The following is a 13830-nucleotide window of genomic DNA, read 5'->3' as shown; positions in this document are numbered from 1 at the left end:
CTCGACCCGCGATATGGGCGCCGAGATCATGAAGCGTGGCATCGTGTATGCGCCCGATTACGTGCTCAATGCCGGCGGCATCATCAATGTCATGGGCGAGATCACCGGCGATTTCGACCCGGCCTGGGTGCAGGGCAAGCTGGTCGGTCTTGAAAAGACCCTGGGCGAAATTCTCGACCAGTCCGACAAGGAAGGCCGTCCTTCCAACCTGATCGCCGACGAGATTGCCCGTCAGCGCATCGAGGAAAAGCGTGCCGCCAAGATGTCGAAAGTGGCCTGAGCCACCGGGCTAGAAAGCCAGACGCGTACAACTCGCCCCTGCCGCAAGGTGGGGGCGATCTTGTTTGTGCCGGTTGAAAGGCTTGACCTGACGCCGCAGATGCGGCGATCTCCGGACCAGCGATCATGGCCTGACCGGGCGTGATGCGCTGCACGGCAAGGGCCGTGTCGGGGACACACCCGGTGAGATCGGCAGGAGGCAGGCCTTGGAGACGTTCTCCGTCATTTTTTCCGACGGCCTGGCGAGCGCCCCGATGTGGGTCCGGCTGCTGGCCTTTGCGCTCGTCGCCGGGCTGTCGACCCTCCTGGTGCTGGCCATCCGCTTCATCGCCGACCACATCATCGCCTCACGCACCGAGCGCAAATATTCCAAGCTCCGTTCGGTCACCTCGATGGCGGCGAGCGCGACCATCTTCACGGTCTATTTTCTGACGGTGGGTTTTGTCCTGCGCGAGTTTGGCGTCTCTCTGACGGCCTATATGGCCAGCGCCTCGGTCATCGGCCTGGCGATCGGTTTCGGCTCCCAGGGCGTGGTCCAGGATCTCGTCAACGGCGTGACCTTCATCTTCTCCGATTTGCTGGATGTCGGTGACCTGGTGGAAATTTCGACCCAGACCGGCATCGTGAAGAATATCAGCATGCGCTTTGTCGAGCTGGAAAACCCGATGGGTGCCAGTGTCTTCATTCCCAATCGCACCATCACCAATGTGATCAATTACCCGCGCGGCTATATCCGCTGCATCGTCGATGTCACCCTGACCGGTGACGCGGCGACGCGCGATGTGGCCGAGGAGCGGGCGACCAGCCTGATGCACGGGTTTCACGAGCAATTCCCCGGGATATTCCTGTCGCGCCCGTCCAATGCCGGCCGTGTTCGGCTGTCGTCGGGGCGGGAGTTCGTGCGCATCAAATTCCGCATCTGGCCGGGGCGCAGCCAACCGATCGAGACCATCTATCGTGAGGAAGTCGTTGCAAATTTCCTCAAGACCGATCCGGATTACAAGTCGTGGATGGTCGCCGTCAGTTTCGAGGTCGAGGACCGCCCTGAAGCGGTGAAGCCGAGCCTGAGCCTGTCCTGGCCGGGCGGCAAGCCGGGCGGGAAATAGAGGCCGGGCAGTGTCCCGCTGTCAGGCCGCCACGACCCGGACATAGACCGGATCCAGCACCACATTCACCCGGTCGCCTTCAGCCAGCGCCGAGGGGGCCGGCGTCTGCGCTGTCCATTCGCCGGTCGCGCCGGCAAAGCGGTGGTTCAGGTGCGGTCCGGCCGAGCGGCGGCGGGTGATGGTGAAGCCGCCATTCTCGTCGGGCGTCAGCATGAAGGCGCGCGGCCGGATCAGCACGCTGACCGGTTGGCCGGCTGCAAGACCCGGCGCGTCGACCGCACCGAATGGCGTCTCGGCCTGACCGCCGCTGACGCGGCTTGCAATGATTTCGACATCGCCGAGCAGTTTCGCCGCGGTGGCGCTGACCGGGTTCATCCACACATCATCCGGGGCACCGGTCTGGATGATCCGCCCTGCGTCCATCAGGGCCAGCTGGTCGGCCACGGCCATGGCTTCCTCGGCATCATGGGTGACAATCAGCGCCGTCGTTCTGGCGGCCCTCAGCGTGTCCACAGTGCGTTCGCGCAGTTCTCCGCGTAGTCGGCGGTCAAGACCGGAGAAAGGCTCGTCCAGCAGCACGACAGCCGGCTGGGGCGCCAATGCGCGTGCGAGCGCGACACGCTGCTGCTCACCGCCTGAGAGTTCATGCGGATAGGCCCTGGCGCGATGGCCAAGCTCGGCCGCCTCCAGCTGGGCCAGGGCGCGTGCCTTCTTGTCGAGGCCGGAGAGGCCGAAGGCGACATTGGCGAGCGCCGTCATGTGCGGAAAGAGGGCGTAATCCTGGAACACCATGCCGACCCGGCGCGCTTCCGGCGGCAGATGGGTGTGGCTGTCATTCCAGATGGTGTCGCCCAGCCGGATCGAGCCGGCGTCCAAGCGTTCAAGGCCGGCAATGGCGCGCAACAGGGTGGATTTGCCGCTGCCCGAGGGGCCGAGCAGGGCGGTGATGCGGCCGGCATGCAGGTCGAGATCGGCCCCCGCCAGCGCGGCATGGTCGGCGCGGTAGCGATGCTCGGCACCGCGAATGCTCAACACTGTCTGTGCGTCCGTCATGCGGACTCTCCCGGGCGGCATTCTAGCGATCCTGCCGTGACAGGTAGCGGGCGACAAAGATCATGGGAAGCAGGGCGACCAGCGGGATCAGGAGCGAGGGCAGGGCGGCTTCACCCAGTCGCTCATCGCTGGCGAAATTATGGGCGATGATCGCCAGGGTGTCATAGTTGAATGGCCGCAGGATCATGGTTGCCGGCAATTCCTTGAGCACCTCCACGAAGACCAGCAGGCCGGCCGAGGTGACCCCGGCGGCGATCAGAGGCCAGTGGATCTGCCAGACCCTGCGGCGGGGCGTTGCGCCCAGCGTGCGGGCGGCGCCGTCGAGCGACGGGGTGACGCGCGCCAGGGCAGTCTCCGCCGGGCTGATCGCGGCGGCGGCAAAGCGCGAGAGATAGGCCAGGACCAGGGCGGCGCCGGTGCTGGTGAGCAGGATCGGGAAGATCTCGCCGGTCAAGGCGCGCCAGGCCGGGTCGATCAGGGCCTGGGTGCCGGACAGAAGCGCAATCACGCCGACAGCCGCCACCGCGCCGGGCACGGCATAGCCCAGCCCGGCGGCGCGGGCGGCCAGGGTGGCGATCGCGGTGCGGCTGCGCAGGGCGTAGGCGGTGCCCAGGCCGAGTGCGGCCGCGATCAGGGCTGTGATGCCGGCCAGGGTGAGGCTGTGCAGGCTGGCGGCGGCTAGCCCGCTTGCGGCTTCGGTGCGCAGGGCCAGCCAGCCCAGCCGCCCGAGCGGGATGATCATGCCGAGCAGAAGCGGCAACAAGCAGGCGAAGAGCGCGGCCAGCGCCGTCATGCCGGTGAGCTGGAGCCGCGGGGCCGGCTTGTGGCGTCCGGCAGCGTTGATGTTGCGGGCGCGGCTGCGCTGGGCGCGTTCCAGCCCGAACACGAAGATCGCCACCAGGACCAGGACCAGCGAGAGCCGGGCGGCATCGACCAGCGAACCGGCACCGCTCCAGGCGCGGATCAGGCCGATCGACAGGGTCGGGGCGCCGAGATGGGAGACGGTGCCGTAATCGGCCAGGCTCTCCATCACCACCAGCGCAAGGCCGGCAGCGATGGCCGGGCGTGCCATGGGCAGGGAGGTGCGCCAGAAGGCGTTGAACGGTCCGGCGCCGAGCGTGCGGGCGGCATTATAGGCATCGGCCGATTGTGCGGCGAAGGCATTGCGCGCGAGCAGATAGACATAGGGGTAGAGCACGAAGGCAAACATCAGCCCCGCGCCCCAGCTGCCGCGTATCGTGGGGAAGAGCCCGCCTGTCATCGCCTGCAGGGGGCCGCCGGCATGGCTGAGATCAAGCCAGGCATAGGCGGCGACATAGGCGGGAACCGCCAGCGGCAAGATCAGGATCCAGCCCAGTGTGCGACGGCCGAAAAAGTTCGTGCGGGCCATCAACCAGCCAAGCCCGGTTCCGATCAGTCCGGACCCGGCAGCGGCGATGAGGGCGACGACGGCTGAGGTGGCGAGGTAGGTCGGCAGGCGCGTGCCGGCGAGGTGGCGCAGATAGTCGCCGGTCTCACCGGTCAGCGCGATCCAGGCCACAGCCAGCACCGGCGCCGCGCACAGGGTCGCCGCCAGCACCGCCAGCCAAAGCGTGCGGCGCGGCAGCCAGGCATGACGCCGGAGTGAACGGGCCGCTGCCGCCATCGCTATTGCCAGCCAACCCGGTCGAAAATGCGCTGGGCGGTGGCGTTGTGATCGCCCAGTTCGGAGACATTGCGCTCATCCCCGGTGAAGGGGAGCATCGCGGCCAGCGTCGGGTTTTCCCACGGCGTATCGGCGATGACCGGGATTTCATTGGTCATTTCGGCGAACATGCGCTGGGCGTCGGGGCTGAAGAAGAAGTCGATCAGCGCACGCGCCTCGTCCGGATGCGGCGCATTCGCCGCGATGCCGGCACCGGAGACATTGATATGCGTGCCCGAGGTCTGCTGGTTGGGGAAGAGCAGCGAAACCGTCGCGGCTGCGGCCCGGCGGGCCGGCTCATCGGAATTCACCATCAGTGCGTAATAATAATGGTTCACAACAGCCAGATCACACTCCCCGGCGGCAATGCCCTCGAGCTGGGTGGTGTCGCCGCCCTGGGGCGCGCGGGCCATGTTGTCGACAACGCCCTGGGCCCAGGCTTCCGCGGCCTCGTCGCCGGAGCGCGCGATGATGGAGGCGAGCAGGGACTGATTATAGGCATTGCCGCTTGAGCGGACGCAGATGCGGCCCTGCCAGCGCGGATCGGCGAGGTCTTCATAGGTCTCGATCTCGCCGGGCTGAACGCGCGTATTGGAATAGGCGATGACGCGGGCGCGCTTGGCGAAGGAGACCCAATAGCCCTGCGGGTCGACAAGATTGGCCGGGATGTCGGCCGTGAGGTCACCGAAATCGGTTTGCGCAAACAGGCCAGCCTCTTCGGCGCGGTGCAGGCGGGCGGCGTCGACGGTGATGATGACGTCGGCCGGGCTGCGCTCACCATCGGCGCGGACCCGCTCGATCAACTGGTCGCCGCCGGCGGTCACCAGATTGACGGCGATTCCGGTCTGCTCGGTGAAGGCTTCATAGATCGCATCGTCGCTGGAATAGTGCCGGGCGCTGTAGACATTGACGACGCGGGCGCTGTCGCCGTCATCCATGGCGGGTTGCGAACAGGCTGTCAGCACAATGCTGGCACCCAGAGCGAGGAGGCTTGCAGATTTCATGTATCACCCAATCAACAGATCAGCCTCTCTCCTCTCATTTATGAGAACGTTTCGCAAGTAGCGTCCGCGCCAGAGCTGCAGACGAATGTGCGGATCGGCCGCCGCGGGGCGGAACCGATGACAGAATCGCCTTGCAGCACGCGATCCGGCACGCCTGTCTTGAACTGTGTGGAGGGTGGAAATGGTGGGCGATACTGGGATTGAACCAGTGACCCCCTCGGTGTGAACGAGGTGCTCTCCCGCTGAGCTAATCGCCCGGTATCCCGGAAAGCGCTCGTATAAGCACGCGCTTAGGGCCGGTCAACTCCGTGTGCATGCCGATCTGCACCTGCCCCATGACCAAGGTGCGACAACTTGACACACTAGTTTTGCCTCGTCATGGAAGCGTCATCCCTATATCAGCCCTTCCGAACCGGAGGCGCATCCAGCGCACCGGCGACTATTATCATCAGATTGGACGCAATTCCCGGCCGAGGGAAGCTTCGGTCGTATTGGAGGTATTGTTCATGAATAACGATCTGTGCACGCCAGAGGGCGCGCGCCGTCTTAAAGCTCGTATTGAAGCTTACTGGGCCGAGCGTGGCTATGACGTGAATGTTGATCTCGTTGAAGCTGGCTTCATGCCTGCCATGCGTTCTGCCCGCACCGATGTGCGGTCTAACCTGGTCAATGGCATGCCGACGCGGCCTGCCAATGATGTCGGTCGCGAACGTCGCTCCGCCTGATCAGAACTACGCTTGCCAGATTTTGGCGAGCGCCCCCGGAATATCATCAAAATCATGCAGCAACCGGTCGGCTCCCAAGGAGCCGGCCGGTGCTTCGCTGTAGCCATAGCTCATCACGATGCTCGGCACGCCCGCAGCGCGGGCTGCGTCCACATCGGGTGCACTGTCGCCGACCATCGCGGCGCGCCGATGTCCCTGGCCCAGTGCGGTGTGGACATGATCGGCGGCAGGTTTTTTCGCTGTCGTGCGATCCGGCCCGATGATGCGGGCGAAATAACCGGTCAGCCCGAATTCGGCGATCAGCAAATCCGACAGGACCGACAGCTTGTTGGTGCAGACTGATAGCGTGGCGCCTGCGTCCTGCAGCCGCGTCAGGGTCGTCTCCACGCCGGGGAAGAGCTGGCTGTCGGCTGCAATATCAGCCTGATAGATCTCGATGAAGCGGGCCAGCAGCTCGGCCGTCTGTGCCGGCTCCAGCGGGCGTTGCTGGCTGGCATAGGCGCGTTCGATCAGCGCCTGGGCGCCGCGTCCGACCATGGCGCGGACATCCCGGACCGGAACCGGCGTCAGCCCGAGCGGTGTGATCACCCCGTTGAGCGCCCGCACCAGGTCGGGTGCGGTATCGACCAGGGTGCCGTCGAGGTCGAAGGCGATCGAGGCGGTGGCGAACAGATCTGGGTCGAGCGGGTCGGACATGTGATTTGCACTTTCAAACAGGGGCAGGCGAGGCTGTATGGTTACGCGCTATCGCTCGATAGGCTATAGCGCCGTGACACATGTCCAAACGCGCCTGCAGTGGAAGAGGGTAACCCATGTCTCGATCCCGTGCCGCCGTCATCCTTGCTGCCGGACAGGGCACACGGATGAAGTCGAAGACCGTCAAGCTGCTGCATTCGGTCGGGGGACGCCCCATGCTCGAATGGGCGATTGATGCGGCGCGCTCCTCCGGCGTGGAACGGGTTGTGACGGTCTATGGTGCCCATTCGCCCGCCGTGGGTGATGCCGCCGCTTCGCTCGGTGCGCAGACGGCCCTTCAGGATCCGCCGCTGGGGACGGGCCATGCCGTTCTGGCCGCGCACCCGGCGCTGGAAGACTTTGACGGGGACATGATCGTCTTGCCGGCCGACATGCCGCTGATCCGGTCTGCGACCGTCGAGGCGGTGTTTGCGGCACTGGAGGGCGGTGCCGATGTGGTGGCGATCGGTTTCGAGCCGGGTGATCCGGGGGCCTATGGCCGCCTGGTGCTCAATGCTGACGGTGATCTCGACCGTATCGTGGAATTCAAGGATGCCAACGAGGCGGAGCGGGCGATCGGCCTGTGCAATTCAGGCATGCTGGCAGCGTCGGCGCGCCTGATGTTCGAGCTGCTTGGCGAAGTCGGCAATGACAATGCCAATGGCGAATACTACCTCACCGATGTTGTCGGCCTCGCCCGCTCACGCGGGCTGAAGGCTGTTGTCGTCAATGCCAGCGCCGGTGAAGTGCTCGGGGTCAATTCACGCGTTGATCTCGCCGCCGCCGAGGCCTCGTTCCAGACCCGCATGCGCCGCGAGGCGATGAATGCCGGCGTTACCCTGGTAGCGCCCGAAACGGTCTTCTTCTCCTGGGATACGCAGATCGCACGCGATGTCATCATCGAACCGAATGTCGTCTTCGGACCCGGCGTGGCGGTCGGTGAGGATGCGGTGATCCATGCCTTCTCGCATCTCGAGGGCGCGACGGTCGGCGAGGGGGCTCATATCGGCCCCTATGCGCGCCTGCGCCCCGGTGCGGAAATTGGCGTGAAGGCCAAGGTCGGCAATTTCGTCGAGATCAAAAAGTCGCAGCTGGGAGAGGGTGCGAAAGTCAACCACCTCTCCTATGTAGGGGATGCCAGCATCGGTGCCGGCGCCAATGTCGGTGCCGGGACGATCACCTGCAATTACGACGGCTTCGGCAAATACCGCACAGTTATCGGTGAAGGGGCCTTTATCGGCTCGAATACCAGCCTCGTCGCGCCGGTCACGGTCGGCGCCGGTGCCATGACCGGATCAGGCGGTGTCATCACCGAGGACGTTCCCGCCGACGCGCTGGCCCTGGCTCGGGCAGAGCAAACGAACAAGGATGGCTGGGCGGCCCGCTTCCGCCGCGCCAGATTGACCCGAAAAGCCAAGAAGGACACGGCTTCATGAGTGTTGCAGACCGTCTCAAGGACAAATCACTGTATCGCACCGCCTCGTTTATCGACGGGAGCTGGGTCCAGGGCGAGGGCGCGACGCGGATCCTCAATCCGGCCAATAACGAGACCATTGCCGAGATCGGTGATGTCGGCGCCGATGGCGCGCGGTCGGCGATCGCCGCCGCAGCGACAGCCTTCAAGACCTGGAAGACGACCTCGCCATTCGAGCGCAGCCGCCTGTTGATGCGCTGGCATCAGCTGATCCTCGAGAATTCCGCCGACCTCGCCACGCTGATCACCCTCGAGATGGGCAAGACCCAGCGCGAGGCGTTGGGCGAGGTGGTCTATGGTGCGTCCTTCATCGAATGGTCGGCCGAGGAAGCCAAGCGTATCCATGGCGAGACCATGCAGCCGCCTTTCCCGAATTCACGCGGCTGGACCATTCATCAGCCTGTTGGTGTCGTGGCCTGCATCACGCCGTGGAATTTCCCCAATGCGATGATCACGCGCAAATGCGCCCCGGCCCTGGCCGCCGGTTGCACCATGGTGATCAAGCCGGCGCCGGAAACACCGCTCTCGGCGCTCGCCCTGGCTGAACTGGCGCGGCAGGCCGGCATCCCGGACGGTGTCTTCAACGTGATCTGCGGCGATGCCCAGGTTCTCGGCCCGGTGCTGACCGGTGCGCCCGAGGTCAAGATGATCGGCTTCACCGGTTCGACTGCGGTCGGCAAGCTGCTGATGCGCCAGGCCGCCGAGGGCGTGAAGCGTGTCGCGCTCGAGCTGGGCGGCAATGCACCCTTCATCGTGATGGATGACGCCGATCTCGAAGCGGCCGCCGATGGCGTCATCGCTTCGAAATTCCGCGTCTCCGGACAGACCTGCGTTTCGGCCAACCGCATCATCGTGCAGAGCTCGATCGCTGACCGATTCGTTGCGGCACTCGAGGCGCGTGTCTCGAAGCTCAAGCCTGGCGACGGGTTTGACGGCGCGTCCGATCTCGGTCCGCTGATCCACCATGAAGCCGTCGCCCGCGTCGATGCCCTGGTACGCAATGCTCGCGAGAACGGCGCACGTATCGTCACCGGCGGCCATCCGCTCACCGATGAACTCGGCGGTGCCTTCTATGCGCCGACCCTGATCGAGGGTGGCAATCCGACCATGGAGCTGGCCTGTTTCGAGATTTTCGGACCGGTCGCCTCGATCTATCGGGTCGATACCGAGGAAGAGATTCTCCGTCTCGCCAATGACACGCCCTACGGGCTTGCTGCCTATGTCTATACCCGCGACGTCAACCGGGTTTATCGCATCACCGAAGGGCTCGATTACGGCATGATCGGCGTCAATGCGCCGATGGTCGGATCAGCCTCGACGCCGTTTGGCGGCATGAAGGAATCGGGCATCGGCCGCGAAGGCGGCAAATGGGGTGTCGAGGAATTCTCCGAGCTCAAATACGTCCTGCTCGGCGGAGTGCAGGCATGAGTGCCGATCGCCAGAAAACCTTCGCCGCCGAAGCGGCGCTGGCCTATGTCGAGGACGGCATGACGCTGGGGCTCGGCTCCGGCTCGACGGCGGAGATCTTCGTGCGTCTGCTCGGCGAGCGCATCAAGGACGGCCTGCGGGTGAAGGCGGTGCCGACCTCGGCCCGCACAGAGGCGCTGGCGCTTGAAGTCGGCGTGCCGCTGATCGATGTCGATCATGTCAATCATATCTCGGTGACCGTTGACGGCGCCGACGAGGTCGATGGCCATTTCCAGCTGATCAAGGGCGGCGGCGGTTGTCTGTTGCGCGAGAAGATCATCGCCCATGCCTCCGATCTGATGATCGTGGTGATCGATGAGAGCAAGCTGGTCTCGAAGCTGGGGCGTTTCGCCCTGCCGGTCGAAGTCGACCGTTTCGGCTTCTCCATCACCGCCAAGCAGATTTATGACGTGTTGCGCGCCTGCGGCATTGCCAAGCCGGACGTGCAGCTGCGCCGCAAGGGTGACGGGCTCGACCCGTTCGTCACCGATGGCGGCCATTACATTCTCGATTGCGCCTGTGGCACCATCCCCGATGCGGCGATGGTCGATTACCGGCTCAAGGCCCTGCCGGGTGTGGTCGAGCACGGCCTCTTCATCGGCCTCGCCCGTGTGGTGATTGTCGGTGAGGACACCGAAGCGCGCGTGCTGGAATTATAGGGTTCACGCTGAACCGGACGAAAATGGATAGCGACATGACGCAATATGACTACGACCTCTTCGTGATCGGTGCCGGTTCCGGCGGTGTTCGCGCGGCTCGCATGGCGCGCCAGCACGGCGCCGGCAAGGTGGCGATTGCCGAGGAATACCGGGTCGGCGGCACTTGCGTCATTCGCGGCTGCGTGCCGAAGAAATTTCTCGTCTATGCCAGTGAATTCGCCAAGACGTTCAAGCTGGCGGAAAGCTATGGCTGGTCGGTTGGCAAACCCACATTCGATTGGGAAAAGCTGATCGCCGCCAAGGACGCCGAGATCGATCGCCTGTCGGGGATTTACTGGCGCAATCTGTCCAATTCCGGTGTCGAGATCATCGAGGACCGGGCCGTGTTCGAGGACGCGCATACTCTGCGCCTGGTCAAATCCGGCAAGACGGTCACCGCCGACAAGATCCTGGTCGCGACCGGCGGCACGCCTTTCGCGCCGACCGATATCGAAGGCCATGAGCTGGGAATTTCCTCCAATGAGGCCTTCCATCTCGAAAGCCTGCCCAAGCATGTCGTGATCGCCGGTGGCGGCTATATCGCCTGCGAATTCGCCCAGATCTTTGCCGGCATGGGATCCCAGGTCTGCCAGGTCTATCGCGGCGATACGGTGCTGCGCGGCTTCGATGATGATGTCCGCAGCCATGTCCATGAGGAACTGGTTCATTCCGGCGTGCGCGTCATCACCCATGCCGTGTTCGAGAAGATCACCGATCTTGGCAACGGGATGAAACGTGTCCAGCTTTCCAACGGCACCCATGTCGATGCCGATGTGGTGATGTATGCCGTTGGCCGTGACCCGCACGTCGTCGGGCTGGGGCTGGAAAAGGCCGGCGTCGAGCTGGACGCCCGCGGCGCGATCAAGGTCGACCCCTATTCCCAGACGACGGCGCCGAATATCTATGCCGTCGGCGATGTCACCAACCGGGTCAATCTGACCCCGGTCGCGATCCGCGAGGGCGCCGCCTTTGCGGCGACGGTATTCGGCGGCCATCCGACGGCCTATGATCACAATGACATCGCCTCGGCGGTCTTCACCCAGCCGCCGGTTGGTTCGGTCGGCCTCTCGGAGGCCGATGCGCGCAAATCCTTTGCGCAGGTCGACATTTACAAGACCACATTCCGGCCCATGAAACTTTCGCTCACCAATGACGCAAGTCGTATGTTGATGAAACTTGTCGTCGATGGGGAGACAGACCGGGTGCTTGGCGTGCATATTGTCGGGCCGGATGCTCCGGAAATGATCCAGATGGCGGCGATTGCCGTCAAGGCGGGGCTGAGCAAGGCGCAATTCGACATGGCCTGCGCCGTGCATCCGACCAGTGCCGAAGAACTGGTGACCATGAAGGAAAAATGGTCGCCGCCCGAATTGAAAGATGCTGAGTGATATGACCTGGTCCCCGAATTCATGGCGTTCCAAACGCGTTGAGCAAATGCCCAATTATGCCGACCCGGCTGCGCTCGACAGGGCCATTGCCGAACTGGCCAATCGTCCGGCGCTTGTGTTTGCCGGCGAGGCGCGGCGCTTGCGGCGCCAATTGGCCGATGTCTCGGCGGGTAACGCCTTCCTGCTGCAGGGCGGCGATTGCGCCGAGAGCTTCAAGGAATTCTCGACCGAGGGCGTGCGCGATACGTTCCGTGTCCTGCTGCAGATGGCCGTCGTGCTGACTTTTGCCGCCTCGAAACCGGTGGTGAAGCTGGGCCGGATCGCCGGCCAGTTTGCCAAGCCGCGTTCGGCCGATATGGAAACCATCGACGGTGTCTCCCTGCCGAGCTACCGCGGCGACAGTGTCAATGACATGGCCTTCACGCCGGAAGGGCGTCAGCCCGATCCGCAGCGTCTTCTGCGCGCCTATGACCAGTCGGCCTCGACGATGAACCTGCTGCGGGCCTTTGCCTCGGGCGGCTATGCCGACCTGAACAATGTGCACCAGTGGACCCTCGACTACGTCAAGGACAGTCCCGCCAATGAGCGCTATGTCGAGACGGCCAACCGGATTTCCGAAGCGCTGGCCTTCATGAAGGCCTGCGGCGTCGGTCGTGACAGTGCGCCGTCGCTGGAGACGGTGGACTTCTTCACCAGCCACGAAGCGCTGCATCTGCCCTTCGAGGAAGCCCTGACCCGGCGCGATCCCAATTCCGGGCAATGGTATGCCACCTCGGCGCATATGGTCTGGATCGGTGAGCGGACGCGTCAGCTCGACGGTGCGCATGTCGAATATGCCCGCGGTATCGCCAACCCGATCGGGGTCAAGTGTGGCCCGACCATGCAGCCCGACGACCTGCTGGCGCTGATTGATGCCCTCAACCCGACCAATGAGGCCGGCCGCCTGGTGCTGATCACCCGGATGGGCGCCAATAATGTGCGCGAGAAACTGCCAGCCCTTGCCCGCGCCGTGACGCGTGCCGGGCGCAAGGTCGTCTGGTCGAGCGATCCGATGCACGGCAATACGATGAAGACCGCCAGCGGCTTCAAGACGCGTGATTTCGAGCGCGTCCTCAATGAGCTCGAGGGCTTCATGGATGTGCTCTACGCCGAGGGTGCCTATCCGGGCGGCGTCCATATCGAGATGACGGGCAGCAATGTCACCGAATGTGTCGGCGGCGCCAATGCGGTCACCGAGGCCGATCTGGCATCGCGCTATCACACCCATTGCGATCCGCGGCTCAATGCCGAGCAGGCGCTCGACATGGCCTTCCGCATCTCTGAATCGCTCAAGCGGGTGCGGACCAGCCAAAGCGTCGACGCTGCCTGATTGCCGGCGCTTCAGGGCGCCTTCCAGACGCACAAAGAAAAACGCCGCCCGAATTGCTTCGGGCGGCGTTTCATCAGTGCTGTGAAGCGCTGATTAGATATCTTTGAGGGCAGCAGCCGGACGGAATGCCGCCTGGGTGCGAGCCTTCGACATCATCTTCTCGCCGGTACGCGGATTGCGCACTTCGCGAGCTTCACGATGCTTGGCGTGGAACGTGCCGAAACCGGCAAGCTGGACGCTGTCATTGCCTTTGACCGAACCGATGATGGCATCGATCGCAGCGTCGACGGCGTCGCCCGCTTGAGTGCGGGACAGGCCGGTCTTTTCGCTGACGGCTTTGGCGAGGTCTGACTTGTTCATAGGGTTCCCCCCAGTTTGTCGCGTTCCGGCCGACACGGTCATCGCATCTAGCCGGTTTTTCGCGTGTTCGTTGACTGGTCAACAAGGCCAACAACCGGGCCTGTTTGCAAGCCTCAACAGGTGAATCCGGCCGAAATCGCTGCATTTTTATCGGCAAAACCCCGAAATAGGCTCTCCGGCCCCTTAATTGCGTACCTGGAAGCCTATGTTTCAAGGTGAACCAGACCCTAATACGCCCGCCGCGATTCGTGCGATTCGCGTGCTCCCCCTTGCGCTGGCGGCTGCAGCGGGGACGTTTTTCGTGTTCGACTGGTTTGGAGTGGGCCCGGATGGAGCGGCCGTCCTGGCGGCGATCGCCGGCGGCTGGCTGCTCGGGCGGCTGATGCGGCACTAGCGCGCCGGGCGATGTCAGCGGTGTGCCGAAATGCGGGAGCCGGCAAAGTCCCGGGCTTCGTTCGGTGAAGCCCGGGACTTTGGCATCTCATGCT

At 64.1% G+C, this 13830-nt stretch carries 12 protein-coding genes, 1 tRNA gene and 1 pseudogene; 8 read left to right on the top strand and 6 right to left on the bottom strand.

Features of this window, described 5'->3' with window-relative positions:
* Nucleotides 1-280 (top strand): annotated as a pseudogene (locus tag ACN0YF_RS11770) (amino acid dehydrogenase); the annotation flags it as partial.
* A 205-nt stretch (nt 281-485) separates the two neighbouring features.
* A complete protein-coding gene (locus ACN0YF_RS11765) occupies nt 486-1385 on the top strand; it encodes a mechanosensitive ion channel family protein (protein ID WP_417494532.1) in 900 nt (299 codons plus the stop codon).
* Between the two features lie 21 nt (nt 1386-1406).
* Here the strand turns inward: ACN0YF_RS11765 and ACN0YF_RS11760 are convergent, their stop codons facing one another.
* From ACN0YF_RS11760 to ACN0YF_RS11745, 4 genes are all read right to left on the bottom strand, one after another.
* Nucleotides 1407-2438: an ABC transporter ATP-binding protein gene (locus tag ACN0YF_RS11760; RefSeq protein WP_417494531.1), complete on the bottom strand. Its 1032-nt coding sequence runs from the start codon at nt 2436-2438 to the stop codon at nt 1407-1409.
* A gap of 22 nt (nt 2439-2460) precedes the next feature.
* Complete coding sequence (locus tag ACN0YF_RS11755; protein WP_417494530.1) at nt 2461-4083, bottom strand: ABC transporter permease; 1623 nt, start codon at nt 4081-4083, stop codon at nt 2461-2463.
* Nucleotides 4084-4085: 2 nt separating this feature from the next.
* Nucleotides 4086-5126: an extracellular solute-binding protein gene (locus tag ACN0YF_RS11750; RefSeq protein WP_417494529.1), complete on the bottom strand. Its 1041-nt coding sequence runs from the start codon at nt 5124-5126 to the stop codon at nt 4086-4088.
* Between the two features lie 182 nt (nt 5127-5308).
* Nucleotides 5309-5383: transfer RNA gene (locus ACN0YF_RS11745), tRNA-Val, on the bottom strand.
* Nucleotides 5384-5632: 249 nt separating this feature from the next.
* Here ACN0YF_RS11745 and ACN0YF_RS11740 point away from each other — a divergent pair.
* Nucleotides 5633-5851 carry a phosphoglycolate phosphatase gene (locus ACN0YF_RS11740; protein WP_091767813.1) on the top strand — a complete coding sequence of 73 codons (219 nt, stop codon included), beginning with the start codon at nt 5633-5635 and terminating at the stop codon, nt 5849-5851.
* A gap of 6 nt (nt 5852-5857) precedes the next feature.
* Here ACN0YF_RS11740 and ACN0YF_RS11735 read toward each other — a convergent pair whose 3' ends face one another.
* Nucleotides 5858-6547 carry an HAD hydrolase-like protein gene (locus ACN0YF_RS11735; RefSeq protein ID WP_417494528.1) on the bottom strand — a complete coding sequence of 230 codons (690 nt, stop codon included), beginning with the start codon at nt 6545-6547 and terminating at the stop codon, nt 5858-5860.
* Nucleotides 6548-6663: 116 nt separating this feature from the next.
* Here ACN0YF_RS11735 and glmU point away from each other — a divergent pair, with 116 nt between their 5' ends.
* The 5 genes from glmU to ACN0YF_RS11710 are packed head-to-tail and all read left to right on the top strand — an operon-like array spanning nt 6664 to nt 12982.
* A complete protein-coding gene (gene glmU, locus ACN0YF_RS11730; protein WP_417494527.1) occupies nt 6664-8022 on the top strand; it encodes a bifunctional UDP-N-acetylglucosamine diphosphorylase/glucosamine-1-phosphate N-acetyltransferase GlmU in 1359 nt (452 codons plus the stop codon).
* Nucleotides 8019-9488 carry an NAD-dependent succinate-semialdehyde dehydrogenase gene (locus ACN0YF_RS11725; RefSeq protein WP_417483315.1) on the top strand — a complete coding sequence of 490 codons (1470 nt, stop codon included), beginning with the start codon at nt 8019-8021 and terminating at the stop codon, nt 9486-9488. The genes glmU and ACN0YF_RS11725 overlap by 4 nt, the downstream gene beginning before the upstream one ends.
* Entirely contained in the window at nt 9485-10186 is a 702-nt protein-coding gene (rpiA, locus tag ACN0YF_RS11720; protein WP_417483314.1) for a ribose-5-phosphate isomerase RpiA, read from the top strand. Before ACN0YF_RS11725 ends, rpiA begins: the two co-directional genes overlap by 4 nt.
* A gap of 35 nt (nt 10187-10221) precedes the next feature.
* Entirely contained in the window at nt 10222-11613 is a 1392-nt protein-coding gene (gene gor, locus ACN0YF_RS11715) for a glutathione-disulfide reductase (protein WP_417494526.1), read from the top strand.
* Between the two features lies 1 nt (nt 11614).
* Nucleotides 11615-12982 carry a class II 3-deoxy-7-phosphoheptulonate synthase gene (locus ACN0YF_RS11710; RefSeq protein ID WP_417483312.1) on the top strand — a complete coding sequence of 456 codons (1368 nt, stop codon included), beginning with the start codon at nt 11615-11617 and terminating at the stop codon, nt 12980-12982.
* A gap of 93 nt (nt 12983-13075) precedes the next feature.
* Here ACN0YF_RS11710 and ACN0YF_RS11705 read toward each other — a convergent pair whose 3' ends face one another.
* On the bottom strand, nt 13076-13342 hold the full coding sequence (locus ACN0YF_RS11705; RefSeq protein WP_091767795.1) for an HU family DNA-binding protein: 267 nt from the start codon (nt 13340-13342) through the stop codon (nt 13076-13078).
* Nucleotides 13343-13830: the final 488 nt, after the last annotated feature.

Source organism: Maricaulis sp., from assembly GCF_048270265.1.
Classification (GTDB): Bacteria; Pseudomonadota; Alphaproteobacteria; order Caulobacterales; family Maricaulaceae; genus Maricaulis.
Note: the sequence above shows the minus strand (reverse complement) of the source record. Positions and strands in the feature narration are given on the sequence as shown.